21 protein-coding genes are annotated in these 25,203 nt (G+C 40.1%); 2 read left to right on the top strand and 19 right to left on the bottom strand.

Features of this window, described 5'->3' with window-relative positions; all coding sequences use genetic code 11:
- Nucleotides 1-65: 65 nt before the first annotated feature.
- Together prmC and prfA are read right to left on the bottom strand one after the other, a co-directional pair.
- Nucleotides 66-917, bottom strand: coding sequence for a peptide chain release factor N(5)-glutamine methyltransferase (gene prmC / locus ACNSTQ_RS00730; RefSeq protein WP_418198233.1), 852 nt, complete (start codon nt 915-917; stop codon nt 66-68).
- Nucleotides 918-930: 13 nt separating this feature from the next.
- Nucleotides 931-2,001: a peptide chain release factor 1 gene (gene prfA / locus ACNSTQ_RS00725; RefSeq protein WP_418197945.1), complete on the bottom strand. Its 1,071-nt coding sequence runs from the start codon at nt 1,999-2,001 to the stop codon at nt 931-933.
- Between the two features lie 480 nt (nt 2,002-2,481).
- Here prfA and ACNSTQ_RS00720 point away from each other — a divergent pair, with 480 nt between their 5' ends.
- Nucleotides 2,482-3,816: an FAD-dependent oxidoreductase gene (locus tag ACNSTQ_RS00720; protein WP_418197944.1), complete on the top strand. Its 1,335-nt coding sequence runs from the start codon at nt 2,482-2,484 to the stop codon at nt 3,814-3,816.
- Between the two features lie 219 nt (nt 3,817-4,035).
- Here the strand turns inward: ACNSTQ_RS00720 and ACNSTQ_RS00715 are convergent, their stop codons facing one another.
- The 9 genes from ACNSTQ_RS00715 to ACNSTQ_RS00675 all read right to left on the bottom strand — a co-directional run bounded on the left by ACNSTQ_RS00715 (nt 4,036) and on the right by ACNSTQ_RS00675 (nt 12,440).
- On the bottom strand, nt 4,036-4,512 hold the full coding sequence (locus ACNSTQ_RS00715; RefSeq protein ID WP_418197943.1) for a hypothetical protein: 477 nt from the start codon (nt 4,510-4,512) through the stop codon (nt 4,036-4,038).
- A gap of 89 nt (nt 4,513-4,601) precedes the next feature.
- Complete coding sequence (locus ACNSTQ_RS00710) at nt 4,602-5,213, bottom strand: thymidine kinase (RefSeq protein ID WP_418197942.1); 612 nt, start codon at nt 5,211-5,213, stop codon at nt 4,602-4,604.
- A 151-nt stretch (nt 5,214-5,364) separates the two neighbouring features.
- Nucleotides 5,365-5,610, bottom strand: a complete 246-nt coding sequence (locus ACNSTQ_RS00705) for a type B 50S ribosomal protein L31 (RefSeq protein WP_216829967.1) — start codon at nt 5,608-5,610, stop codon at nt 5,365-5,367.
- 130 nt (nt 5,611-5,740) lie between these two features.
- Nucleotides 5,741-7,018 (bottom strand): transcription termination factor Rho, encoded by a 1,278-nt coding sequence (gene rho / locus ACNSTQ_RS00700; RefSeq protein WP_418197941.1) that lies wholly within the window; start codon nt 7,016-7,018, stop codon nt 5,741-5,743.
- Nucleotides 7,019-7,460: 442 nt separating this feature from the next.
- Nucleotides 7,461-8,426 (bottom strand): class II fructose-bisphosphatase, encoded by a 966-nt coding sequence (gene glpX / locus ACNSTQ_RS00695; RefSeq protein WP_418197940.1) that lies wholly within the window; start codon nt 8,424-8,426, stop codon nt 7,461-7,463.
- A gap of 65 nt (nt 8,427-8,491) precedes the next feature.
- Nucleotides 8,492-9,778, bottom strand: coding sequence for a UDP-N-acetylglucosamine 1-carboxyvinyltransferase (locus tag ACNSTQ_RS00690; protein WP_418197939.1), 1,287 nt, complete (start codon nt 9,776-9,778; stop codon nt 8,492-8,494).
- Between the two features lie 424 nt (nt 9,779-10,202).
- Nucleotides 10,203-10,847 carry a fructose-6-phosphate aldolase gene (fsa, locus tag ACNSTQ_RS00685; protein ID WP_418197938.1) on the bottom strand — a complete coding sequence of 215 codons (645 nt, stop codon included), beginning with the start codon at nt 10,845-10,847 and terminating at the stop codon, nt 10,203-10,205.
- A 110-nt stretch (nt 10,848-10,957) separates the two neighbouring features.
- Nucleotides 10,958-11,821 carry a class II fructose-1,6-bisphosphate aldolase gene (gene fba, locus ACNSTQ_RS00680; RefSeq protein ID WP_418197937.1) on the bottom strand — a complete coding sequence of 288 codons (864 nt, stop codon included), beginning with the start codon at nt 11,819-11,821 and terminating at the stop codon, nt 10,958-10,960.
- Nucleotides 11,822-12,065: 244 nt separating this feature from the next.
- A complete protein-coding gene (locus ACNSTQ_RS00675) occupies nt 12,066-12,440 on the bottom strand; it encodes a response regulator (RefSeq protein WP_418197936.1) in 375 nt (124 codons plus the stop codon).
- A 150-nt stretch (nt 12,441-12,590) separates the two neighbouring features.
- On the opposite strand from ACNSTQ_RS00675, the gene ACNSTQ_RS00670 reads away from it, so the two are divergent.
- On the top strand, nt 12,591-13,130 hold the full coding sequence (locus tag ACNSTQ_RS00670; protein ID WP_418197935.1) for a DUF2529 family protein: 540 nt from the start codon (nt 12,591-12,593) through the stop codon (nt 13,128-13,130).
- A gap of 118 nt (nt 13,131-13,248) precedes the next feature.
- On the opposite strand, the gene ACNSTQ_RS00665 is transcribed toward ACNSTQ_RS00670, so the two are convergent.
- The 8 genes from ACNSTQ_RS00665 to ACNSTQ_RS00630 form a co-directional block, all read right to left on the bottom strand.
- A complete protein-coding gene (locus ACNSTQ_RS00665; RefSeq protein WP_418197934.1) occupies nt 13,249-14,886 on the bottom strand; it encodes a CTP synthase in 1,638 nt (545 codons plus the stop codon).
- A gap of 323 nt (nt 14,887-15,209) precedes the next feature.
- Complete coding sequence (rpoE, locus tag ACNSTQ_RS00660; protein ID WP_418197933.1) at nt 15,210-15,725, bottom strand: DNA-directed RNA polymerase subunit delta; 516 nt, start codon at nt 15,723-15,725, stop codon at nt 15,210-15,212.
- A gap of 472 nt (nt 15,726-16,197) precedes the next feature.
- Entirely contained in the window at nt 16,198-19,461 is a 3,264-nt protein-coding gene (icmF, locus tag ACNSTQ_RS00655; RefSeq protein ID WP_418197932.1) for a fused isobutyryl-CoA mutase/GTPase IcmF, read from the bottom strand.
- 36 nt (nt 19,462-19,497) lie between these two features.
- Entirely contained in the window at nt 19,498-20,121 is a 624-nt protein-coding gene (locus ACNSTQ_RS00650; protein WP_418197931.1) for a TetR/AcrR family transcriptional regulator, read from the bottom strand.
- 95 nt (nt 20,122-20,216) lie between these two features.
- Nucleotides 20,217-21,359, bottom strand: a complete 1,143-nt coding sequence (locus ACNSTQ_RS00645) for an acyl-CoA dehydrogenase (protein ID WP_418197930.1) — start codon at nt 21,357-21,359, stop codon at nt 20,217-20,219.
- Nucleotides 21,360-21,440: 81 nt separating this feature from the next.
- Entirely contained in the window at nt 21,441-22,583 is a 1,143-nt protein-coding gene (locus ACNSTQ_RS00640) for an acyl-CoA dehydrogenase (RefSeq protein WP_418197929.1), read from the bottom strand.
- Between the two features lie 26 nt (nt 22,584-22,609).
- The gene (locus ACNSTQ_RS00635; RefSeq protein ID WP_418197928.1) at nt 22,610-23,461 is read right to left on the bottom strand and encodes a 3-hydroxybutyryl-CoA dehydrogenase; all 852 of its coding nucleotides are present in this window, start codon (nt 23,459-23,461) and stop codon (nt 22,610-22,612) included.
- A 430-nt stretch (nt 23,462-23,891) separates the two neighbouring features.
- Nucleotides 23,892-25,070 carry an acetyl-CoA C-acetyltransferase gene (locus ACNSTQ_RS00630; RefSeq protein WP_418197927.1) on the bottom strand — a complete coding sequence of 393 codons (1,179 nt, stop codon included), beginning with the start codon at nt 25,068-25,070 and terminating at the stop codon, nt 23,892-23,894.
- Nucleotides 25,071-25,203 lie beyond the last annotated feature (133 nt).

The following is a 25,203-nucleotide window of genomic DNA, read 5'->3' as shown; positions in this document are numbered from 1 at the left end:
CGTTTTTTCTTGTTAAATAACAACTTCTATACGGCTATAGTCGACCCTACTTCACATACTAGATTTTACCACTCTGCAAAGACCATTCGATCTTTTCCATTCATGTCGAATACAACTTCAACCGCGGCCCCAGGAAGTTTATCTTGTAAAAGTTGTGAGACAGCTCCACCTTGTCCGGCTCCAATTTCAAAGGCAACAATCGCATGTTCACCCGTAACTAGAGGAATTTCATCTGCAAGCCGTCGATAAAAATCCAAACCATCTTCACCGCCATAAAGAGCACTAGCCGGTTCTTTTTCACTGACATACGGTGATAGCGTCTTTTGGTCGGCAATAGGGATGTACGGTGGATTGGAAACGACGATATCGACCTTGTCCTTCGAGTGAATAAGTGGTTGTAGCAAGTCGCCATGGATCCAAGCTACATCTGCACCTAATCTTGTCCCATTTTCTTTCGCGACGGTAAGAGCGGCTTCTGATATATCTACAGCTGTCACTTGCAGCTTTTCACACTCTAACGCAAGGGTAATCGCAATTGCACCGCTGCCTGTGCCGATATCAACGACTTTTAAGGCTGCTTGCTCTCGATATTTGTTTGCAATTCGTTGCAAAACACCTTGAACTAACTCTTCTGTCTCCGGTCTTGGAATCAGTACATCCTGATTGACGATAAAGGTTCGTTCATAAAATTGCTCGACACCCGTTAAATGTTGAACAGGTGTACCATCAGCATAAGCGTGAATATCGGCCATAAAACAGTTTAGCTGTTCTTCAGACAGTTCATCATGCATTGCCATGTAGAGTTGCGTTAAATCTTTTTGTAAATGATGTTTCAATAAAATTTGCGCGACAGGCTGCTCTAAGTTCCGTTCTTCTAAAAAAGAAGAAGCCCATTTAAGGGCTTCGTATACTTTCATCGGTTGCTTCATATTACGAATCAGCCTTTGTCATGAGATCCGCTTGCTCTTCAACGATTAACGTATCGATAATTTCATCGAGTTTTCCTTGAAGAATTTGATCTAATTTCTGTAACGTCAGCCCGATACGGTGATCGGTTACACGGCTTTGCGGGAAGTTATACGTACGAATACGTTCCGAACGGTCACCGGTCCCAACCGCAAGTTTACGGTTTTCTGAGTACTCAGCTTGTGCTTCTTGTTGGAACTTATCATAAATACGCGCACGAAGAACTTTCATCGCTTTTTCTTTATTTTTAATTTGTGACTTCTCGTCTTGACACGATACAACAATCCCCGTTGGAACGTGCGTTAAACGAACAGCAGACATCGTCGTATTTACACTTTGCCCACCAGGTCCACTCGAAGTGAACGTATCGACACGGATATCTTTGTCGTGAACTTCAACTTCAACTTCTTCTGCTTCTGGTAAAACAGCAACCGTGGCTGTTGATGTATGAATACGTCCACCAGATTCCGTTTCAGGAACACGCTGTACACGGTGAGCACCGTTTTCATACTTCAGTTTCGAATACGCACCTTTACCATTAATCATAAAAATGACTTCTTTAAATCCGCCCACACCTGTTGTGTTTGCTTCCATGAGTTCAGTCTTCCAACCTTGCATTTCTGCAAAACGGCTGTACATACGATACAGATCGCCAGCAAATAATGCCGCTTCGTCTCCTCCAGCAGCACCACGAATCTCCATGATAACGTTTTTGTCATCATTCGGATCTTTCGGCAGTAGAAGAATTTTCAAACGTGCTTCAAGCTCCGTTTTTTGTTTTCCTAAATCATTCATTTCTTCTTTTACCATTTCGTACATTTCATTATCAAGCTTTTCTTCAAGCATTGCTTTGGCTTCCTTATATTGCTCCACAACACTCTTATATTCACGATAAGCTTGCACCGTTTCTTCTAAATCGGATTGTTCTTTTGAATATTCACGTAATTTTTTCGAGTCGCTAATGATTTCAGGATCACTTAGCATCTCATTTAATCGATCATATCTGTCTTCTAGTGATTGCAGACGTTCTAACACACGCTTCACCTCATTATTTCAGTCCATAACAGTCTAATTATAGTATAAGCCACCTCTAGAGTCAAAATGAGTATTATGTGAAACTTTCAGTGGCTGCGTCCCTCATCTCCCCAACCGAAAATTAGCTGAACCAATCGGGTTTGTTACTGAGGCCCACACGATGTCGGTCACACAGACGTTGCCACAGGACGTGGCGACCTTAGTCTGTGTTCAAGCGTTTCTCACTTAGCCCTTTTTCTTTCCTTAAAAGCTTGAAGCGGAAGTCAAAGCCCCAGTTAAACGGGGATAAACTTTCACATCTTGAACTTTTCATTACGTCAAACTCCTTATCCATTCAGTCTAACCGCAATTTAGTTCCTTTAACGCATAATTAAGGTTTTTTTACTCTGTCATCATTTGGTTTTCAAAAGCTGTATTCGGGAATAGTAGTAGAGCGAACAGTACATGAAAAGATTGGAATGAGAAAAAGAGGTGACTTAAATGAAGTATGTGATCATTGGCGGCGATGCAGCAGGAATGAGTGCCGCGATGCAAATTGTAAGAAACGAAGATAACCCAACTATTACTACGTTAGAAAGAGGCGGCTATTATTCATATGCACAATGCGGTCTACCTTATGTCGTTGGTGGACATATTCCTTCGACCGAAAAATTAATTGCGCGAGATGTAGAAACGTTTCGTGAAAAATATAAAATCGATGCCCGCACTTATCATGAAGTCAATCAAATCGACACTAACGAAAAAACGGTAAGTGGTTTTAACCTGAAAAATAACGAAAGATTTACGATCGAATATGATAAATTACTTATTGCCACTGGCGCAGATCCTGTTATTCCTAATTGGAAAGGCCGCGATTTAAAAGGTATCCATACGATAAAAACGATACCTGATATTAAAGATCTTCAGGAAAACCTCAGTCAACATGTGAAAAAAGCAACGATCATTGGCGGCGGCTACATTGGCTTAGAGATGGCAGAAAACCTTGTGGATATCGGTCTCGAAGTAGCGATCATTGAACAACAAAATCAATTGGCGACCATTTTTGATGAGGATATGGCAAATCTTATACACGATGAAGCAAAAAAACACGGCGTTCACTTATATTTAAATGAATCGGTTCAATCGTTTGAAGGAGCAGATGGAGTCGTTCAAAAAATAAATACAAACCAACAACAAATCGATACCGATCTTGTCATCATTGCGGTCGGGGCAAGGCCTAATACAGGATTTTTAAAAGATACGGATCTCCATTTTTTCGCAAACGGGGCAATTATTGTAGATGCCTATATGAAAACTAACCTCGAGGATGTGTGGGCTGCAGGAGACTGCGCTACCCAATTTCATCGGGTCAAACAAAAGAACGATCATATTCCTCTAGGTACCCATGCCAATAAGCAAGGAAGAGTTGCCGGGTTAAATATGGTTGGGATCCCCCGACTATTTAAGGGCGTAACAGGAACATCCATCTTGAAGTTCTTTGATCTTACGTTAGCCCGAACCGGTTTGAATGAAACTGAAGTTCAACAATTAGGGTTGAAGTATGAGATCATATCCGGCGAAACCCTGCACATCGCAGGCTATTACCCTGACCCTAAACGGTTACAGTTAAAAATGATATACGACAAAGCAACCACCCGGTTATTAGGAGCCCAAGTGATTGGTGAAGAAGGCGTCGATAAGCGAATTGACGTATTATCTGTCGCTTTACACCACAACATGACAGTAGCTGAGTTAGAGGACTTAGACTTAGCGTATGCCCCGCCTTATAATGGTGTCTGGGACCCTATTCAGCAATTGATTCGCCGGCAACGGTAACCCGGCTTTTGACAGATCGGTTCTATTTAGCTGGGCTTTAGCATTGGTTCAACGCACTTAAGACAGCTCATCTTTTTGTTGCAGTGTTTTTGCTGCCTTTTTGGAACAACTTTTTAACATAAAAAATGAGGTGACTCAGAATGTATTGATACAAAAGCTTCTACCTTTACCAGGCTAGAAGCTCTGATCATACGAACGAGTCAACCTCATTACAAAAGATTATTGTTGTTGTTCCCCTGTATTCAAGTGAATTTGGTATCGCGGAATTCCTTGCCTTAAAGCAGTTCGCAATTCCTGAAGTTTCTTTTCTTTTGCTTTCCCCTGGTAGTTTCCGCCATCATCGACATTCACCCAAGCATGACTTCCAGCTGTAATGATCATTCCTGGTCTAAAGCCTTTTAACTCGATGATTTCTCTAATTTTATCTTGATCTTGGCCTAAGTCTTGCCTGTCCGGTGTTAGTGTACGGAAACTGGCGCTATGATTGACTTCTCCTTCATGTAAAGGCACTGGCCGGTGATTAATGACGTGGTAATTAATCGGACCAGGACCTAACATCCCATAGCTAATGTCTTGACCTGTCACCTGTTGCCCAGACCCACCTGGGTTCCCACCCAACGCTTGTGGCGGATTGGCTGGCGTACAAGCCGTAAGCAGTAAAGCACTCAATCCACAGCCAATTATGAACTTCTTCATTGTAGGGCACCTCCATTGCAACATTCATGAAGCTGCATTTATAGAGTACCCGTAACACGTCATTACTTACTGCACAAATTTACCCAACGTTAACTTCTGACTTTTTCCATTTTTACGAGCTGCGGCTTTTCAGGAACGACGTGACAATGACGACAGCGTGGCTCATAGCTTTCAGAAGCACCCACTAAAATAATCGGGTCATGATAACTTGCCGGTCGACCTTCAATCAAACGCTGCGTTCTGCTCGCTGGTGAACCACAGCAAGGACAAACCGCATGTAATTTTTGTACTTCTTCGGCTAATGATAAAAGTAATGGCATCGGACCAAACGGCTCTCCACGGAAGTCCTGGTCTAATCCTGCACAGATGACTCTCTTTCCTTTATTAGCCAACTCATCGACTACACCGACAATGTTTTCATCAAAAAATTGAATTTCATCAATCGCAACTACTTGTGTATCCTCTTTTACCGAATTTAATATGTCTATAGCTTGCCCTACTGGCTGCGCCATTACTTTAGAGCCACTATGTGAAACGACTTCGACTTCACTGTACCGATTATCGATCACCGGCTTAAAGACTTGTACCTTTAAATTTCCGTAGCTGACTCTTCGGACACGTCGAATCAGTTCTTCTGACTTTCCAGAGAACATACTTCCACAGATAACCTCAATCCAGCCTTCTTTCTTCATTAAGTACATGCAACGTTCCCACCCTTATGCGCGTTTCTATATAAAATGCATCCCTGTCTTTAAGTGACACTGGAGCAAGAGCTTATTTTTTTACCGTTTTTACACTTCTAGATATGAAAAAACAGGCAAGTTGGTACTTGCCTGTATCTTCCTGAGATTATTACTTAAGATTATATTTTTTCTTGAAGCGGTCAACACGGCCACCAGCATCAGCAAGCTTTTGCTTACCAGTGTAGAATGGGTGTGAATCAGCACTAATTTCCACTTTAAGTAGTGGATACTCGTTACCGTCTTCCCACTCAATCGTTTCGTTTGAGTACTTCGTAGAACCGCTTAGAAACTTAAATCCAGTAGTTGTATCTAAGAATACCACTTTACGGTAATCTGGATGGATTTCTGGTCTCATTCGTTCTCAACTCCTTCCGCCCTGAATCTTTTCGAAACAGAGTTAAAATCACACATGACGAAATTATAACAAGGCATAGACCATTTTGCAACTTTATTTTGAATAAAGCTGGCTGGATAAATAAGGAACTTTATCTTCTGCCTTTTTTAAACCCGCTCATTTCTTTTTCCATCGCTTCAAAAAAGTCTTCATTTGTCTTTGTTTCTTTAATTCTGCGAATGAAGTGGTCCATGAAGTCTGGCGAGTCTGTCATCGTTTTGCGAATCGCCCACATTTTTTCTAACTGATCTTTCGGTAATAGAAGCTCTTCTTTACGTGTCCCTGAACGTAATATATCGATGGCAGGGAAAATACGACGCTCAGCCAATTTACGATCTAAGTGCAACTCCATGTTACCTGTACCTTTAAATTCTTCGTAAATGACATCGTCCATTCGAGAGCCTGTCTCCACTAACGCTGTAGCTAGGATCGTCAAGCTTCCACCCTCTTCAATATTTCTTGCAGCCCCGAAGAATCGCTTCGGTCGGTGGAAAGCTGCTGGGTCAATTCCCCCTGATAACGTCCGTCCACTCGGTGGAATGACAAGGTTATAAGCACGCGCCAGTCGAGTAATACTATCCATTAGGATGACGACGTCTTTCTTATGCTCCACAAGACGCATTGCACGTTCTAGAACAAGTTCTGCTACTTTAATATGATTTTCTGGCACTTCATCAAATGTTGAACTAACAACTTCTGCTTTTACAGAACGTTCAATATCGGTTACTTCCTCTGGACGCTCATCAATAAGTAAAACGATCAGTTCCACTTCCGGCTGGTTTTCAGCAATACTGTTCGCCACTTCTTTAAGCAGTGACGTTTTACCTGCTTTCGGCGGCGCTACGATCAGACCACGTTGTCCAAATCCAACAGGTGAAATGACATCGATAATTCGTGATGAAATTTTCTTAGGGTTTGCTGTTTCTAGCTGGATTTTCTCTTCCGGATAGAGCGGAGTCAGTGCCGGAAAGTGAGGTCGTTCTTTTGAAGTGTCCGGGTCTTCACCGTTTACTGCTTCTACATGTAAAAGTCCATGGTAACGTTCGTTTTCCTTTGGCGGTCTTACTTTACCTGAAACTTTATCACCATTTCTTAGATCAAATCGACGAATTTGCGATGCCGAAATATAGATATCTTCTTGACTTGGAAGATAATTGATTGGTCTTAAAAATCCAAACCCTTCTGATTGAATAATTTCAAGAACACCTTCCATAAACATTAATCCATCTTTTTCAGCTTGTCCTTTTAAAATGGCAAAGATTAATTCTTTTTTGTTTAACTTACTATAGTAGGACACCTTATATTCTTTCGCAAGCTCGTAAAGTTCTTTCAGCTTTTTATTTTCTAATTCTGCTAAATTAATTCCCATTGGGACACCACGCTTTTCTTTTATACTAAAAAATACCACTTATTTAAATGTAATAAACACTTTTATACGTCAGCTGCCACACTTATGTATTTTGTGTTAATTTTTATAAATTTTAAATCACCGAATACTGCTCATATGGATCAAAAATGATTTTAACTGAATAAAATGAATAGAATTCATTTGGGAAACGTGTTCTTAATAAAAGAAGGAGTAAAATGAAGTTTAATAGCATTTTGAAAATGTAGGATCTATTTATTTTGCGTATAGTTACTATTTTAACCATACTCTATCGATTTATTCAATTATTCTTTACTAAAATTCATAAAAAATTGCCTTTGTAAAAGGCTGTTTTCGTAAACTTCGTTGCTTTTGAACCGTTTTTTGAAAATAAAATAAAAAAAATTGGATGCCTCAGATTTTCTTGCGGCATCCAATTGACCTTTTATTTAATGACTAAGTCTGGCTTCTTTTTCATGCTATGTTTACCATCTACAAAACGAACAGTTCCTGATTTTGCACGCATAACTAACGATTGTGTTACCGCAGTTGTCCCTTTATAGCGGACACCTCTTAGAAGCTCTCCATCTGTTACACCAGTAGCAGCAAAGATCGCATCATCACCTTTTACTAAATCATCCATCATTAAAATACGAGTTGGATCGTCAATTCCCATTTTACGGCAACGCTCTAACTCTTCTTCGTTTTGTGGTAATAACTTTCCTTGAAGTTCACCACCCAGACATTTTAATCCGACCGCTGCTAGTACGCCTTCTGGAGCACCGCCAGATCCTAACATAATGTCTACACCTGTATCTTCAAATGCAGTATTAATCGCAGCTGCTACATCGCCATCAGGCATAAGTTTAATTCTAGCACCGGCCTCACGAATTTCCTTAATCATTTGTGCATGGCGCTCACGATTTAAGATCGCAACAACTAAATCTTCAATATCCTTATTTTTTGCCTTCGCAACGGCAGCTAAGTTCTCAGCGACAGGTGCATCGATACTCACTTTACCAACCGATTCTGGCCCAACTGCAATTTTATCCATATACATGTCTGGTGCATGTAATAAACATCCGTGGTCAGCAACAGCAATGACAGCCAGTGCATTCCATTGCCCTGATGCTACGATATTGGTTCCTTCTAATGGGTCTACAGCAACATCAACACGAGGGCCATAGCCTGTCCCTAGCTTTTCACCTATGTATAGCATCGGTGCCTCGTCCATTTCACCTTCACCGATAACAACAGTTCCTTTCATCGGAATCGTGTCAAATACATCACGCATAGCTCCTGTTGCCGCTTCGTCTGCTTCATCTTTCTTTCCGCGACCCATCCAACGTGCAGAGGCAAGGGCTGCAGCTTCTGTTACTCGTACAAGCTCCATTGATAGACTTCGTTCCATATCGATTCTCCCCTTTTATATTCTCTCTTATACTATACTACATTCCAGCTTGATGATTGAAGTCTCTAAGAACTTTTTACTTGTTCGGCTTCCTCATCGGACATTTTTTCACGCCATACTTTAGCACCTAAGTTTAACAGTTTATTTTCTAAATCTTCATAGCCGCGGTCCACATGTTCTAGACCTGTTAATTCAGTAACACCATCTGCTAATAAACCGGCAATAACAAGGGCCGCACCGGCACGCAAGTCACTTGCTCTAACTTTTGCCCCTTGAAGTTTCGTAGGTCCAGAGATGATCGCTGAACGCCCTTCCACTTTAACATTAGCCCCCATACGGCGTAATTCATCAATATGCTTAAATCGGGCATTATAAATCGTATCGGTTACAATGCTCGTTCCTTCGGCTTGAGTAAGTAATGTGCTAATTGGTTGCTGTAAATCGGTCGGAAACCCTGGATATACTAAGGTTTTAATATCAACACCTGTCTTAGCAAGGCTATTGTGAATTAACACTTGATCGTCGTTAACCTCAATCTTTAAGCCCATTTCGCGAAGCTTTGCGATTAATGACTCGACATGATATGGGATAATATTATCAATTAAGATTTTTTGCCCAATTGCAGCCGCCATGATCATGTAGGTACCAGCTTCAATTCGATCCGGTATAATGGAATGACGACAACCATGTAATTCATCTACACCGTCTATTCGAATGACATTGGTTCCTACACCTTTAATTTTAGCACCCATGCTGTTAAGCAATGTAGCTACATCAATAATCTCTGGCTCTTTTGCTGCATTTTCAATAATCGTACGACCTTTTGCTTTTACTGCAGCTAACATAATGTTAATTGTCGCGCCGACACTAACGACATCTAAGTAAATTTTTGCGCCTCGCAGTTCATCAGCTCGTAAATAAATGGCTCCTTGCTCATTCGTTACGGTTGCTCCAAGTGCTTCAAAACCTTTAATATGTTGGTCAATCGGTCTTGGCCCTAGATTACAACCACCCGGTAAACCAATTACTGCTTTTTTAAATTTCCCGAGCATCGCACCCATTAAATAGTAGGAAGCACGAAGCTTCTTCACTTTTCCATTAGGCAGAGGCATTGCTACCATATCTTTAGGGTCGACAATCATTTCATGGTCTTTCAACTCGACCTTTCCACCTATTTCTTCTAATAAGTCTGCCAATAATTGTACATCTGATATTCTCGGTAAGTTATCAATCGTCACAGTGGAATCAGCTAATATTGCTGCCGGAATCAGGGCTACAGCACTATTTTTTGCACCGCTAATTTGTACTGTTCCCTCTAGAGGGTAACCACCTTCGATAAGTAATTTCTCCATACTGATTCACTTCCTCATCCAATCTCATCTTTTTTAAAGTGAATGATCTATAGTTTTGCTCATGTTATCATGCACATACTACCCATTATAACCAATTTCAATTCCGATAAAGGCTTTTTTTAAAATTTTAAGTATTTTTTCATATCATTTTGGTAACCTACAAAGGAAAAAAGCTGACTCATACGTGTAGCTCCCTTCCGCACCTGATTAGTAAAATAAAGATATTCTAGCATCAGTAATCGGTATTAGGGTGCCTGACACTAAGGTTGAGTCAGCCGCTTTTCTATTTTAAGGCTCTTCTCTCAAAGATTGTTGCTAATTATTTATGACCGGTAGTCCTGCGGATGTTTGGCTCTTTCACGCATAGCGGGAAGTTTTTGAAAAGGCCCAAAAGCAACAACGGAAACAGCCTATTATAATCTCTTTACTTTTGTTGTTTTTCCCAGTCGGCTAAAAACTTTTCAATTCCTTGATCCGTTAACGGGTGCTTAACGAGCTGGTGAATGACTTTATAAGGGATCGTTCCGATGTGTGCACCTCTTGCAGCTGCTTCACTTACATGAACAGGGTGTCTTATCGATGCAGCAATAATTTCTGTTTGAATTCCATGGACGTCAAAAATTTCAGCAATTTGAGTAATTAAATCTAAACCATTGTGTCCAATATCGTCTAAGCGTCCAAGAAATGGCGATACATATGTTGCACCTGCTCTAGCAGCAAGCAGGGCTTGAACAGCTGAGAAGATAAGTGTCACATTCGTTTTGATTCCTAACTCTGAAAAAGCATGTACTGCTTTTAGTCCGTCGATCGTCATCGGGACTTTAATTGTAATATTCGGAGCAATCGCAGCAAGCTCTTTTCCTTCTTCAATCATTCCTGCAGCATCAGTCGCAATAACCTCTGCACTCACTGACCCTGAAACAATTGCTGTAATTTCACGTAAACGTTCATGAAAATCAACACCTTCTTTAGCAACAAGTGAAGGATTTGTCGTCACTCCTGCTAAAATACCTAGATCATTCGCTTCGCGAATTTCATTAATATTTGCTGTATCGATAAAGAATTTCATATTGCTCCCCCTATCCATCATTATTGATTTTCATTTTTCTACACTTAATAATGAAGAGTTAAAAGCAGACTTGACTTCTGCTTTTAACTCTTGCTGATGCAAAATTATGCTTATGCTTTATTTGAAGAACCAAATTCACGCATTTTGCCTTTAACTGTTTCTTTAATTGCATCACGTGCAGGCCCTAAGAATTTTCTTGGGTCATAAAGATCAGGCTTTTCAGCTAAAACTTCACGTACTGCTTTCGCTGAAGAAATTTGGCTTTCTGTATTTACATTGATTTTCGCGTGACCATACTCGATCGCTTTTTGAACATCTTTTGTTGGAATACCTGTTCCACCATGAAGAACTAACGGAATACCAACCAATTCATCGATTTCTTTCATACGATCAAAACCTAAGTTAGGCTCACCTTTATATGGACCGTGAACTGAACCTAATGCAGGCGCGAAGCAATCTACCCCTGTTTCACGAACTAATTGCTCACACTCTGATGGAATCGCGTATGCCGCTTCTGCTTCATCAACGACTAAATCATCTTCTTGACCACCGATACGTCCAAGTTCAGCTTCAACAGATACTCCTAGAGCATGTGCGACAGCAACAACTTTGTTCGTTAATGCGATGTTTTCTTCAAGCGGATGGTGAGATCCGTCGATCATAACGGAAGTAAAACCAGCGTGAATAGCCTCTACACACTTTTCGAAGCTAGATCCATGGTCTAAGTGGATAGCTACTGGAACCGTAATATTGTAATCTTCCATTAAAGATTTTACCATATTTACAACTGTTTTGAACCCACCCATGTAGCGAGCAGCACCTTCGGATACTCCACAAATCACTGGAGATTTTTCTTCTTCAGCCGCTAATAAAATCGCTTGAGTAAACTCCAAGTTATTTAAGTTAAATTGTCCAACAGCGTACTTTTCAGCCTTTGCTTTTTTAAGCATTTCTGTCATTGAAACTAAAGGCATTTCTTCATCCTCCTTAAATTAAAGCTACATCTAGCCATCTTAACTTACCGATATTTGCGGGTAAATTCTTTTTCAAGTTACCCTTAATGAGAAAAAAATATCCAAAATAAATAGTATGTATTCTAATCATTTCCTTGAATGGTAAGCTTAAGATGACCGTACCTCATTATAGCACATCAATGCTCTTTGTAAAAAAGGAGACTGTGTTAATTCTTTTAGGCGAATTTTTGTCTATCGACTATCTTTATCCGATGTTTTTTGATTTAAAGTTTTCTTTAATGACATTACGCACATCATCAATATCAAAAGGCTTAGCGAAGTGATTAATCGCGCCTAAGTTAAGTGCTTCATTAATCATATTTAATTCTCCGTACGCTGTCATCATCATGACATCGACAAACGGTTTGATTTCCTTAATGCGCTTTAGAATTTCAAGCCCATCCATTCCAGGAATTTTCATATCTAATAAAACGAGGTCCGGCACTTCCTCTTCTACAATTTTCAGCGCTTGCACTCCGTTAGCTGCCTGAAACATTGTATAACCATCTTTTTGAAGAATTTCATTTAATAACACACGAATTCCATACTGATCGTCTACGACTAAGATTTTTTTTGGCAATGGTTTACCCTCCTGTTTTTTTATCTATTATTTAGGTTGTATTCTTTTCATTTAATTCCAATTATTTATATTCTCTATATATTTGTGATTTTCCTCTTTTTTGGTTATATTCAATGAGAAAATTATTTAAAATTAGAGGAGTATTCGAAAATGATACAAATATTCACAACCCAATTGAGCGGAAAAATGAAAGCGATAAAAGAAAAACATGAGGAAGTGATTGAAGATTGCAGCCGTATGATTGCCCAATCTGTTGTCAGCGGACATTCGATTTTTTTATTTGCTGTAGGCGAAATGAAAAGTGTCATTCCTCAGTTTATAGATGGCAGCGATGGCTTTACCAATGTAAACATAATCGAGACGTCGAAGGATCTGCCTACAATAGAAGATCAAGATACCATCTTCATCTTTTCCCCTTCTAGTCACAACGAAGCTGCACTTGAAATGGCGCATGCATTAACAGCTGTAAATCAAGCCTTTATTGCTATTATTGGTGCTACTGACAAAGATCATGCAGATGGTGGTTTACATTCGCTAACAGACCTCACGATTCAATTACAAACTAGTCCAATGGTTCCTACCGATGAAGGATCTCGTGTTGGAACGCCGACAGCCCTTCTTGCGCTGTACGTCTTCCATTGCCTGCACTTAACAACCGTAGATATTTTAACTGAATACGAGTGCCGATAACTTTACGTTACCCTTTGCCAAATCACTTTCGCATCAAAAAAATAGAAAAAAACGAGTAGATCACACGTATCTTACTCGTTTTTTTGCTTTTAATATTGAATTTGATGTTATTTAGCTCTTAAACTGCACCGTTTGAAGTCGTTTCTTTTACAACCGCGCCTTTATTTAATGATGCGTTAATAAATTCACGGAATAACGGTTGTGGTCTTGTCGGTCTTGAAACAAACTCTGGATGGAACTGAGATGCTACGTAAAACGGATGGTCTTGGATTTCAATGATCTCTACTAAGCGACCATCTGGGCTCGTCCCCGAGAAAACAAATCCTTTTTCTTCCATTTGCTGACGGTACTCATTGTTGAACTCGTAACGATGACGGTGACGCTCGTAAACCACTTGTTCATTGTACGCTTGGTGAGCGACACTACCATCAACTAATTTACAAGGGTACAGCCCTAGACGTAACGTGCCGCCCATATCTTCAACATCTTTTTGCTCTGGTAAAAGGTCAATAATTGGATAGTTTGTTTCTGGATTTAACTCAGCTGAGTTTGCTCCTTCTAGTCCGAGAACGTTGCGTGCAAATTCGACTGAAGCTAATTGCATTCCTAGGCAGATTCCTAGCATTGGCACTTTATTTTCTCTTGCAAACTGAAGCGCTGCAATTTTCCCTTCAATACCGCGGTCGCCGAAACCACCAGGAATTAGAATTCCATCAGCATCTCCAAGTAATTCTTTGACGTTCTCTGTTGTTACTTCTTCAGAGTTTACCCATTTGATTTCAATGTCTGAATCAAATGCGTATCCTGCATGGCGAAGTGCTTCTGCTACTGATAAATATGCATCTGGTAATGCTACATATTTACCAACAAGAGCAATCTTCGTTTTCTTCGAGAGATTTTGTACTTTATTAACAAGTGCCTGCCACTCGACCATGTCCGCATCGCCACATTGTAGACCTAAGTAGTTACATACAATATCATCTAAGTCTTGAGCTTGAAGGTCTAATGGAACTTGATATAATGTATCTGCATCACGCGCTTCGATTACCGCATTTTTATCAATATCACAGAATAACGCAATTTTTTCTTTCATTTCTTGAGGAACTGGTTTTTCCGTACGAACGACGATCACATTTGGCTGAATTCCTAGGCTGCGAAGTTCTTTTACACTATGTTGTGTCGGTTTTGACTTCATTTCACCAGCAGCTGCTAAGTAAGGAATTAACGTACAATGAACATACATGACATTGTTTACGCCAACGTCACTTTTTATTTGACGGATCGCTTCAAGGAACGGTAAGCTCTCGATATCGCCTACAGTACCACCAATTTCCGTAATAACAACATCTGCTTTTGTTTCACGAGCAGCACGGAATACGCGCTCTTTGATTTCGTTTGTAACATGTGGAATAACTTGTACCGTTCCACCTAGGTAATCTCCGCGGCGTTCTTTTTTAATAACGGTCGAGTAAATCTTACCCGTTGTAACGTTACTGTTTTGGCTTAAGTTAATATCGATAAAACGCTCATAGTGACCTAAGTCTAGATCGGTTTCCGCCCCATCATCTGTTACAAAGACTTCCCCGTGCTGATATGGGCTCATTGTTCCTGGGTCCACGTTAATATAAGGGTCGAATTTTTGAATTGTTACTTTTACCCCTCTATTTTTTAATAAACGTCCAAGTGAAGCGGCTGTAATTCCTTTTCCTAATGAAGATACAACGCCTCCGGTAACAAAAATATACTTCGTGCTCAATCTCATCTACCCCTTTTGAAAAAATATTTATCTGTAAAAAAATTAAAATAAATTCCATTCATCGGTTGGCTCAATATGTAACTGTATGTCGGTTAGTATATCCTTGTATTGGCGAAAGAACCCAATAAAAAAACAAAAGTGAGACTTCTCCCTAAAAAAAGGGGGCGCTCACTTTTGTTAAATCTACAGTTTATATATTCGAATATTTAATTCTTCTTCAATAGCCCAAAAATGATTTTACCTAGTTCGACAAGAAAAGTCAAGATTATATATTATAATCGTAACTTTAATTGTTACGCTCGTCGGTTTTCAATGAATAACTATTAACTTAATTCCTCGTCCTCTTCAACAGCTTCTTCATCTTCTTCAAACTCTTCCTCTTCATCATCCGAAAAGCCGTCTAAATCTTCTTCTTCAAAATCATCGCTGTCTTCATTATCTGCTAATTCATCCAGCTCGTCCTCGATTTCTTCAAATTCATCTTCGAATTCCTCGAACTCCACATCAACTTCAAAGTCATCTTCTTCAGTGCTTTTCGCTTTTTTACGCGGCTTTGCTGTAATGATATCTTCTTCAATTTTTTCAATCGGATACCACGCCTTAAGGCCCCATTCGTTATTGCCAATGCACATAAATCGGCCGTCGACGTTTAAATCTGTATAAAGGTATGAGATGCGCTTTTTCTTTTCTTCTTCTGACATACCTTTTATTTCAACTACTCGGTTTAGTAAGTCAAAATAATTAAAGGTTTGTTGTTTATTTTCTTTTAAAACATGATAGGCCACTTCAACCATTGATAGTTCTGCTAGTTCTTCACGGCTGTATGCACTAATACTCATACTCACGCACTCCTTTGTCATTTCGTTCATCTATTATGTAAAACTCTAGTTTAGCTAGTTAAAAAATCATACTTTTCATTATAAACATATTTTAAGGTAATATGCTAGAAATGTTAAAAAAAATTCTAAAATCTACTACTTGACGCAAGGACTGAGTCAATTGCTACATTGCTGTTATTATCGGCGAACGAATAAATGACTATGGTTTTGGTTTTATTGTCTGATTTCGTAAGTTTATTGTCCAGCGCTTCTTTTGAATGGAAAATGGGTTAATTCGTGACTTCATACTAGTAACAGACTCTAGCGGATCACTACTATAGTAGGGTGCCCCTAGTTCCCAAATGTACTACAAAATGGAGAAAAATTCCTGTTAGCTGAAAAAGAAGCTGACTCGGAGGCGTCTGTCAGCTCTTCGCTGTTGCAAACACTTTGAGTCAGCTTCAATTTCCTTTAGAAGGTCGTTTCTTTTTTCTTACATATTACGACGGTATTGGCCACCGACTTGATATAATGCTGATGTGATTTGACCAAGGCTTGCCACTTTTACAGTTTCCATTAGTTCAGCAAAGATGTTTCCACCGCTCATTGCTGTTTCTTGAAGACGTTTTAAAGCAGCTGCTGCCTCGTCTTTATGAAGCTCTTGGAACGCTCTTAAGTTCGTAATTTGTTGTTCTTTTTCTTCTTTCGTTGCACGAGCTAATTCCATTTCAAACTCTTCTTCTTCTGGTTGGTTAGGATTAATGTACGTGTTCACACCAATGATTGGTAATTCACCTGTGTGCTTTTGCATCTCATAATGCATGGACTCTTCTTGAATTTTCGAACGTTGATACTGAGTTTCCATTGCACCTAACACGCCACCACGATCGTTGATGCTTTCTAACTCGCGAAGTACGGCTTCTTCAACTAAGTCTGTTAGCTCATCAATGATGTATGAACCTTGAAGTGAGTTTTCGTTTTTCGCAAGTCCTAACTCTTTTGTAATGATCATTTGGATCGCCATCGCACGACGAACAGATTCTTCTGTTGGTGTTGTGATCGCTTCATCGTAGGCATTCGTGTGTAACGAATTACAGTTATCGTAGATTGCCATTAACGCTTGAAGTGTTGTACGAATGTCATTAAAGTCAATTTCTTGAGCATGTAATGAACGACCTGACGTTTGGATATGGTACTTTAGCTTCTGACTGCGGTCATTTGCAGCATATTTTTTATTCATAACTGTTGCCCAAATACGACGAGCAACACGGCCAATTACTGTATACTCAGGATCTAAACCGTTACTGAAGAAGAATGATAAGTTTGGAGCAAAGTCATCAATGTTCATCCCACGGCTTAAGTAGTACTCTACATACGTAAAGCCGTTAGCTAGTGTAAATGCCAACTGACTGATCGGGTTCGCTCCAGCTTCAGCAATGTGATAGCCTGAGATTGAAACCGAATAGTAGTTCCGTACTCTTTGATCGATGAAATATTGTTGAATGTCACCCATCATACGAAGAGCAAACTCAGTTGAGAAGATACACGTATTTTGGCCTTGGTCTTCTTTTAAAATATCGGCTTGAACGGTACCACGAACGGTTTGAAGTGTATATTCTTTCACTTGTGCTACTTCTTCTGCAGTAGGTTTTCTACCGTTTTCTTCTTCAAACTTTTGTAATTGCTGCTCAATGGCTGTATTCATAAACATCGCTAGAATGATCGGTGCTGGACCATTAATCGTCATTGAAACGGACGTTGATGGTGCACATAAATCGAAACCAGCATATAGTTTCTTCATATCATCTAATGTACAAATGCTTACTCCACTCTCACCAACTTTACCGTAAATGTCCGGACGGTGATCTGGATCTTCTCCATATAATGTAACGGAGTCAAACGCTGTACTTAAACGTTTTGCATCGTCATCTTTGGATAAATAGTGGAAGCGGCGGTTTGTACGTTCTGGTGTACCTTCACCTGCGAACTGACGCTTCGGATCTTCCCCTTTACGTTTGAATGGGAATACTCCAGCTGTGTAAGGAAATGAACCAGGAACGTTTTCCTTCATCGACCAATTTAAAATTTCGCCCCAGTCTTTGAACTTAGGTAGAGCTACTTTAGGAATTTTTAATCCAGATAAACTTTCTGTTGTCAGTTCGGTCACAATTTCTTTATCACGGATTTTCGTAACGAAAGAGTCTCCTGAATATTTTTCTTTCAAGCTTTCCCAATTATCAAGAATCGATTTTGCTTGTGGGTCAAGCTTGCTTTCGTAATGTTCTTTCGTTTGTTCTAGTTGAGCTATAACGCTCTCGTCCGCATTTCCTACTTCTTGAAGAGCTGAGATTGTTCCTGTAATTTGGAATAACTTGCGTGCGACTTCTACTTGCTCTTCTGTAACTTTTTTATACTCACGGATCGATTGAACGATTTCACGTAAGTAATGTGTTCTGTCTGGTGGAATGATTAAGTTATCCTTTACAACATCTTTACTTGTTTCAATGTTTGTTACCCAGTCTGTTCCACACTTTGTATTTAACGTATCTACGATTGCTTTAAATAGTGTGTTTGTACCAATATCGTTGAATTGGCTCGCAATTGTACCGTACACTGGCATGCTTTCTAAGTCTTGCTCAAATAAGTTACGGCTGCGTTGGTATTGTTTACGCACGTGACGAAGTGCATCTTCTGAACCTTTACGTTCAAATTTATTGATCGCAATGAGGTCTGCAAAATCGATCATATCGATTTTTTCTAGCTGTGTAGGAGCACCGAACTCACTTGTCATGACATACATTGCTACATCAGAAATCTCTGTAATTTCAGCGTCACCTTGACCAATACCACTTGTCTCAACGATCACAAGATCATATCCTGCTGCTTTTGCTACGTTAATTGCGTCTTGAATGCTTTCAGAAATCTCACTTCTTGAGCTTCTTGTCGCTAAACTACGCATGAACACACGTGACGTATTAATGGAATTCATACGAATACGGTCACCTAATAGTGCTCCACCCGTTTTTTGTTTTGTTGGGTCGATAGAAAGGATAGCGATTGTTTTTTCAGGGAATTCATTTAAGAAACGACGCACGATTTCGTCTGTTAATGAACTTTTACCTGCTCCACCTGTTCCTGTAATCCCAAGGACCGGAACGTTTTGCGTCATTTGTTTTAGTTCATTTAAAGTTTTTTCAGCTGTTGATGCAGCTTCATTTAAGCCTACTGCTTGTTGTTCCGCTAGTGAGATGAGTCTTCCGACAGCACGAGCATTTTTTTCTTTTAGTTGATCCATTTCGTTTGAAAGGTCACGTACAGTTGGGAAGTCGCAATCTGCAAGCATTCCGTTGATCATTCCTTGAAGACCATGTTGACGACCGTCTTCTGGAGAGAAGATCCGCGAGATTCCATACTCGTGTAATTCTTTAATTTCTGGAGGTGTAATTACTCCACCACCGCCCCCGTATACGCGAATGTGGCCAGCACCTTTTTCTTGCAGTAAGTCATACATGTACTTGAAGTATTCCATGTGACCGCCTTGGTAAGACGAGATCGCAATTCCTTGTACATCTTCTTGAATTGCCGCTTCAACAACTTCTTCAACTGAACGATTATGACCTAAGTGAATAACCTCAGCTCCACTTGCTTGAAGAATACGTCTCATAATATTAATCGATGCATCATGTCCATCGAATAAACTTGAAGCTGTTACAAATCGTACTGCGTGTTTTGGACGATAAATTTCAACCGTTTGCATACTTAATTCCACCCTTTCCCTCTACATTCCTGATGGTTATTTAATAATGCCTTTTAAAATTTGTTCTATTTGAAGCTCCGTATACTGTTCTAATGTAAATTGCTTTTTCAATACCCAGCGTCTAAACGTCCACATATGTCCTTGAACAAGAATGTTATGAGCAACCAGCTTAATTTCAGCTTCTTCCTCTAAATCGAGCAAGCCGTCTTGAACGCAATCTCGGACGATCGTTTCGATCATTTCGGTCATTTCATTTTCTTTTTGTAGTACATATGGTAACGCTTCTTTTGGTAATGATTTGGCTTCTTGGTACATGACAAGTACTTCGTCTTTCATTTCGTCAACGACTTTAAAATAAGAAGCAATGGCTTGCTTAAGCCTATCTATTCCCGAGCTGTCATTATCTAAATATTGTTTCAGGCGATCACGAACTTCCTCATAAATCGCATCACAGACAAGATATAGAACATCTTCTTTTGAACCAATGTATTCGTAAAGTGTCCCAATACTGAACCCTGACTCTTTTGCAATTTCTCGAGTGGTCGTTCTGTGAAAGCCCTTCTCTTTAAATAAGTTAACTGCACCTTTGATCATTTGCTCGCGTCGCTTTTTAATGAGCTGTTGATCCTTTACCATCGAAGGCACTTTCTTTTTTCGCAATATAAGACACCTCACTTTATTCCGGTAGCAGGTACCTTTATCCCTGTACTGTATTAAAGGTACCTGCTACCGTCTCTCTTTTTCTATAGAATGAATTAGTCTGCTAGAAGCATTTTTGAGATAACGAGACGTTGGATTTCGTTCGTTCCCTCGTAGATTTGCGTAATTTTTGCATCACGCATGTAACGCTCTACTGGGTAATCTTTCGTATAACCGTATCCACCGAATACTTGAACAGCTTCTACTGTCACTTCCATTGCGATGTCTCCAGCGAATAGTTTTGACATCGCTGCCTCTAGCGCGTTTGGAATTCCTTCACTTTTTTGCCAAGCCGCTTGATATGTTAATAGGCGAGCCGCTTCGATTTTTGTAGCCATATCTGCTAGTTTGAAGCCAATCCCTTGTTGTGCTCCGATTGTTTTACCAAATTGTTTACGCTCTTTCGCATAGCCGACAGCAGCATCTAATGCACCTTGTGCAATTCCTAATGCTTGAGCAGCGATACCGTTACGCCCGCCATCTAGTGTCATCATGGCAACCTTAAATCCTTCGCCTTCTTTACCAAGAATGTTTTCTTTTGGTACACGTAAATCTTCAAAGATGATCTCAGCTGTAGGCGATGAGCGAATTCCTAATTTCTTTTCTTTCTTCCCTACTGAGAATCCTGGCATATCGCCTTCTACGATAAACGCTGTGATTCCTTTGTGCTTTTTATCTGCATCTGTTACAGCGAAAACAACATAAATGTCTGCAACTCCACCGTTTGTAATGAAGATTTTAGAGCCGTTTAAGATGTAGTGGTCTCCATCTTCTTTTGCTGTTGTTTTCATGCTCGCTACGTCAGAACCTGCACCCGGCTCCGTTAAACCGTAAGCACCGATACTGCGGCCTTCTGCTAATGCACGTAAATATTTTTGCTTTTGCTCTTCTGTTCCGAACTTGTAGATTGGCCAGCTGCAAAGTGAAACGTGTGCTGATAGTGTAACACCTGTCGAAGCACAAACACGTGAAAGCTCTTCAACAGCGATAGCGTAACTTACATAGTCCGCTCCAATTCCGCCGTACTCTTCCGGGAACGGGATACCTGTAATACCAAGCTCAGCCATTTTATCAAAAATAACACGGTCAAAACGCTCTTCTTCATCACGCTCTTCAGCCGTTGGTGCTACTTCATTTTCAGCAAAGTCTCTAATCATTTTTCTTAGCATTTCTTGTTCTTCTGTTAATTGAAAGTTCATTGTTATCTCTCCCTTTGGTTTTTAGTTTCTCAAACTTATTGATCATCGTCATTATTAGACGTTTTTATAAAAAGACTTTAATTAATCAGCCATCAAATACTTGTTAATAACCAACTTCTGAATTTCACTTGTTCCTTCATAGATTTCAGTTACTTTTGCATCTCGGAAGAAACGCTCTACTGGATATTCTTTCGTATAGCCATAGCCACCGAATACTTGAACCGCCTCAATTGCAACTTCAACTGCTGTACGTGATGCAAACAGTTTTGCCATTGATGCTTGTTGACCACATTTTAGACCACGATCTTTTAGATTAGCTGCTTGATAGACTAATAGTCTTGCAGCTTCCACTTTTGTCGCCATATCCGCTAATTTAAAGCCTATACCTTGTTGAGTTCCAATCGCTCGGCCAAATTGCTTACGCTCTTTCGCATAATTCGTAGCTGCTTCTAAAGCTGCTTCTGCAATGCCTAAAGCTTGCGCTGCAATTCCAATACGGCCATTATCTAAGTTAGACATCGCGATCTTAAATCCTTCGCCTTCTTGACCGAGAAGATTTTCTGCTGGTACGATGGCATCTTCAAACATAAGCATAACCGTATTTGACCCGTGAAGACCCATTTTCTTTTCTTTCTTACCTACTGTAAATCCAGGTGTATCTTTCTCAACGATAAACGCAGAAATTCCACGTGAACCTGCTTGAGGGTTCGTTGAGGCAAAGACCACATACGTATCCGCTTCTCCACCATTTGTAATGAAGACTTTAGAGCCATTTAAAACGTAGTGATCGCCTTTTTTCACCGCAGACGTTTTTAAGCTTCCCGCATCTGATCCTGCGCTCGGCTCTGTTAAACCGAATGCTCCTAGAAATTCACCTGACGCTAATTTAGGTACATATTTTTGTTTTTGCTCTTCTGTCCCAAAGTAAAGAATTGGATTTGTACCAACCGAAGTGTGTACAGATAAAATAACTCCAACTGTTGCGCTTACTTTCGACAACTCATTAATCGCAATAATATAAGAAGTAAAGTCCATTCCTGCTCCGCCAAACTCTTCAGGAATTGGAATTCCCATTAAACCAAGCTCACCCATTTGGTTTACAATCTGACGAGGAAATGTATCGTTTTCTTCCATTTCTTCAATAAAAGGAGTAATTTGTTCGTTTGCAAAATCACGAACCATTTTTCTCATCATTTCTTGTTCTTCTGTAAAACGTAAATTCATTTTGATCACTCCACTTTTATAAAATCTTAGTTGTAGACATAGAAGCCGCGACCTGATTTCTTACCAAGCCATCCAGCTTTAACGTATTTGCGAAGTAATGGACAAGGACGATACTTGTCGTCACCAAAACCTTCGTGTAATGTTTCCATGATGTATAAGCAAGTATCTAAACCGATAAAGTCAGCGAGTGTTAAAGGTCCCATTGGGTGGTTCATCCCTAACTTCATAACTTCATCAACAGCTTCTGGAGTTGCAACACCTTCAAATACCGTATAGATTGCTTCATTGATCATTGGCATTAAAATTCGGTTTGAAACAAATCCTGGGAAGTCGTTAACTTCAACTGGGATTTTACCTAATTGACGAGATAGATCTTCAATCATACCGTATACTTCGTCACTTGTTGCTAGACCACGAATGATTTCAACTAGTTTCATAACAGGTACTGGGTTCATAAAGTGCATACCGATTACTTTTTCCGGACGATTCGTTACAGCTGCAATTTCTGTAATTGGTAATGATGATGTATTGGTTGCTAAAATTGTATGTTCAGGTGCAATCTGATCTAATTCACGGAAGATCTTTTGCTTGATGTCCATGTTTTCAACTGCAGCTTCAATCACTAAATCTACTTTTGCCGCATTTTGAAGATCTGTTGAAGGCTTAATACGTGCAAGGATCGCGTTACGCTCGTCTTCTGTCATTCTGCCTTTTTCCACTTGGCGATCTAGGTTTTTCGTAATCGTGTTCATTCCTCTTTCAACGAATTCAGCCTTTAAGTCATGCATAAACACTTGAATTCCAGCCATTGCATGAACTTGAACGATTCCTGACCCCATTTGTCCTGCACCAATTACCATTACTGTTTGTACTGTCATTTTTCTTCTCTCCAATCTCACTATTTATTTCAAAAGAATTTAGTTTAGCTTGCTATTGTGAAAAAAACCTTTCGTGGACTTTGCACTTCTCTTGGCATTCATAAGTCTCTTCCTTAGAGGCGGGAGAAGCACGATACCGAAATTAGCGGACACACAGGCCTTTATTTTCGGAAAAAGTCGCTTTTTTCTTATGGTAACGGACTCTGAGGCCTTTATTTATTAATTTTCCTACCTTATATGGGCAATTTTAAGTAAATAAGGGCTTCTCAGTCCGCTAAGTGCTTAAAATTGCTGTTTTTTGTGGAAATAGCGTCTTCTGAGTCCGCTAAAATAGATCGGATACTAGCTTCGTAGAATACAAGTCAGTTTTTGCTCTCATGCGGAGGAGCTCCAGTTCTTACGACGCTAAACGACCGCTTCCGCTTTTCTATTAAACTTCGATCATGATGGCGTCGCCTTGGCCGCCGCCGCTGCAAATGGAGGCAATTCCAATTCCGCCACCTCGACGCTTCAATTCGTAGGCAAGGGTTAAAATAACACGAGTTCCACTTGCACCAATTGGGTGTCCAAGGGCAACAGCGCCACCGTTTACATTTACTTTTTCAGGATCTAAGCCTGCTAACTGGTTACTAGCAAGTGCTACAGCTGCAAAAGCTTCGTTCACTTCAAATAAATCAATTTCTTCTAGTTTTTTCCCTGTTTTTTCTAACAGTTTATTAATAACTAGGCCCGGTGTTTTCGGGAAATCTTTTGGTTCGATTGAAATCGCGGAGTGACCGATAATCTTTGCTAACACTTCTTTCCCTTCTTTAGTCGCACGGTCTTCCGACATAAGGACAAGTGCACCTGCACCATCATTAACCCCAGGAGCATTTCCTGCAGTGATAGAGCCTTCTTTACCAAATACAGGTTTTAATTTATTCAATCCTTCAACTGTTGTTCCAGCGCGAGGTGCTTCATCTTGTGAAACGACCATTGGGTCCCCTTTTCGTTGTGGTACTTCAACCGGAACAATTTCTTCAGCAAATTTGCCTTCTTCGATCGAAGCGAGCGCTCGCTCATGACTTCTGCATGCCCATGTATCTTGCGCCTCACGCGTAAGACCAAGTTCCTCTGCAACTGAATTTCCGTATGTTCCCATGTGAACTTTGTTAAATGAGCAAGTTAATCCATCGTGTACCATTAAATCGACTGCTTTGCTGTCACCCATGCGCATTCCCCAACGTGCATTTGGAATAAAATATGGCGCATTACTCATTGATTCCATTCCACCTGCTACGATCACATCTGCATCGTTCGCGCGAATAATTTGGTCGGCCATTGTTACACTACGCATGCCAGATGCGCAAACCTTGTTAATCGTTTCCGTGTGGACGTGCCAAGGTAATCCTGCATAATCACTCGCTTGACGGGAAGGAATTTGTCCTTGTCCTCCTTGAAGAACATTTCCCATGATCAATTCTTGAACATCGTTAGGATCGACATTTGCACGACTTAAAGCTTCTTTAATCGCAATTCCACCCAGTTGACTTGCCGTTAAAGAAGATAATCCACCACCAAATTTCCCAAATGGTGTTCTTGCCCCTCCAACAATAACAGTTGTTGACATTGTATGTTTCCCCCTCATTTCGACCGAGCGTTCGCTCGACTATTATCTAAAAAAAATAACTCACTAAAAAAAAGACACAGACTGACAATGTTTACGCTTTCATTAGCTATATTAATAAAGTATTCACTGCATG

The sequence above is a fragment of the Alkalihalobacterium sp. APHAB7 genome (genome assembly GCF_048323755.1).
GTDB lineage: Bacteria > Bacillota > Bacilli > Bacillales > Bacillaceae_F > Alkalihalobacterium.
The sequence above is the reverse complement of the archived record's forward strand: the minus strand, read 5'-3'. Positions and strand labels throughout refer to the sequence as shown.

Bases quoted from the DNA above. Each gene is read 5' to 3' on its own strand.
- prmC (WP_418198233.1), bottom strand. From the start codon at position 917: ATGAAAGTATACGAAGCCCTTAAATGGGCTTCTTCTTTTTTAGAAGAA.
- ACNSTQ_RS00720 (WP_418197944.1), top strand. From the start codon at position 2,482: ATGAAGTATGTGATCATTGGCGGCGATGCAGCAGGAATGAGTGCCGCG.
- ACNSTQ_RS00715 (WP_418197943.1), bottom strand. From the start codon at position 4,512: ATGAAGAAGTTCATAATTGGCTGTGGATTGAGTGCTTTACTGCTTACG.
- ACNSTQ_RS00710 (WP_418197942.1), bottom strand. From the start codon at position 5,213: ATGTACTTAATGAAGAAAGAAGGCTGGATTGAGGTTATCTGTGGAAGT.
- ACNSTQ_RS00705 (WP_216829967.1), bottom strand. From the start codon at position 5,610: ATGAGACCAGAAATCCATCCAGATTACCGTAAAGTGGTATTCTTAGAT.
- rho (WP_418197941.1), bottom strand. From the start codon at position 7,018: ATGGGAATTAATTTAGCAGAATTAGAAAATAAAAAGCTGAAAGAACTT.
- glpX (WP_418197940.1), bottom strand. From the start codon at position 8,426: ATGGAACGAAGTCTATCAATGGAGCTTGTACGAGTAACAGAAGCTGCA.
- ACNSTQ_RS00690 (WP_418197939.1), bottom strand. From the start codon at position 9,778: ATGGAGAAATTACTTATCGAAGGTGGTTACCCTCTAGAGGGAACAGTA.
- fsa (WP_418197938.1), bottom strand. From the start codon at position 10,847: ATGAAATTCTTTATCGATACAGCAAATATTAATGAAATTCGCGAAGCG.
- fba (WP_418197937.1), bottom strand. From the start codon at position 11,821: ATGCCTTTAGTTTCAATGACAGAAATGCTTAAAAAAGCAAAGGCTGAA.
- ACNSTQ_RS00670 (WP_418197935.1), top strand. From the start codon at position 12,591: ATGATACAAATATTCACAACCCAATTGAGCGGAAAAATGAAAGCGATA.
- rpoE (WP_418197933.1), bottom strand. From the start codon at position 15,725: ATGAGTATTAGTGCATACAGCCGTGAAGAACTAGCAGAACTATCAATG.
- icmF (WP_418197932.1), bottom strand. From the start codon at position 19,461: ATGCAAACGGTTGAAATTTATCGTCCAAAACACGCAGTACGATTTGTA.
- ACNSTQ_RS00645 (WP_418197930.1), bottom strand. From the start codon at position 21,359: ATGAACTTTCAATTAACAGAAGAACAAGAAATGCTAAGAAAAATGATT.
- ACNSTQ_RS00640 (WP_418197929.1), bottom strand. From the start codon at position 22,583: ATGAATTTACGTTTTACAGAAGAACAAGAAATGATGAGAAAAATGGTT.
- ACNSTQ_RS00635 (WP_418197928.1), bottom strand. From the start codon at position 23,461: ATGACAGTACAAACAGTAATGGTAATTGGTGCAGGACAAATGGGGTCA.
- ACNSTQ_RS00630 (WP_418197927.1), bottom strand. From the start codon at position 25,070: ATGTCAACAACTGTTATTGTTGGAGGGGCAAGAACACCATTTGGGAAA.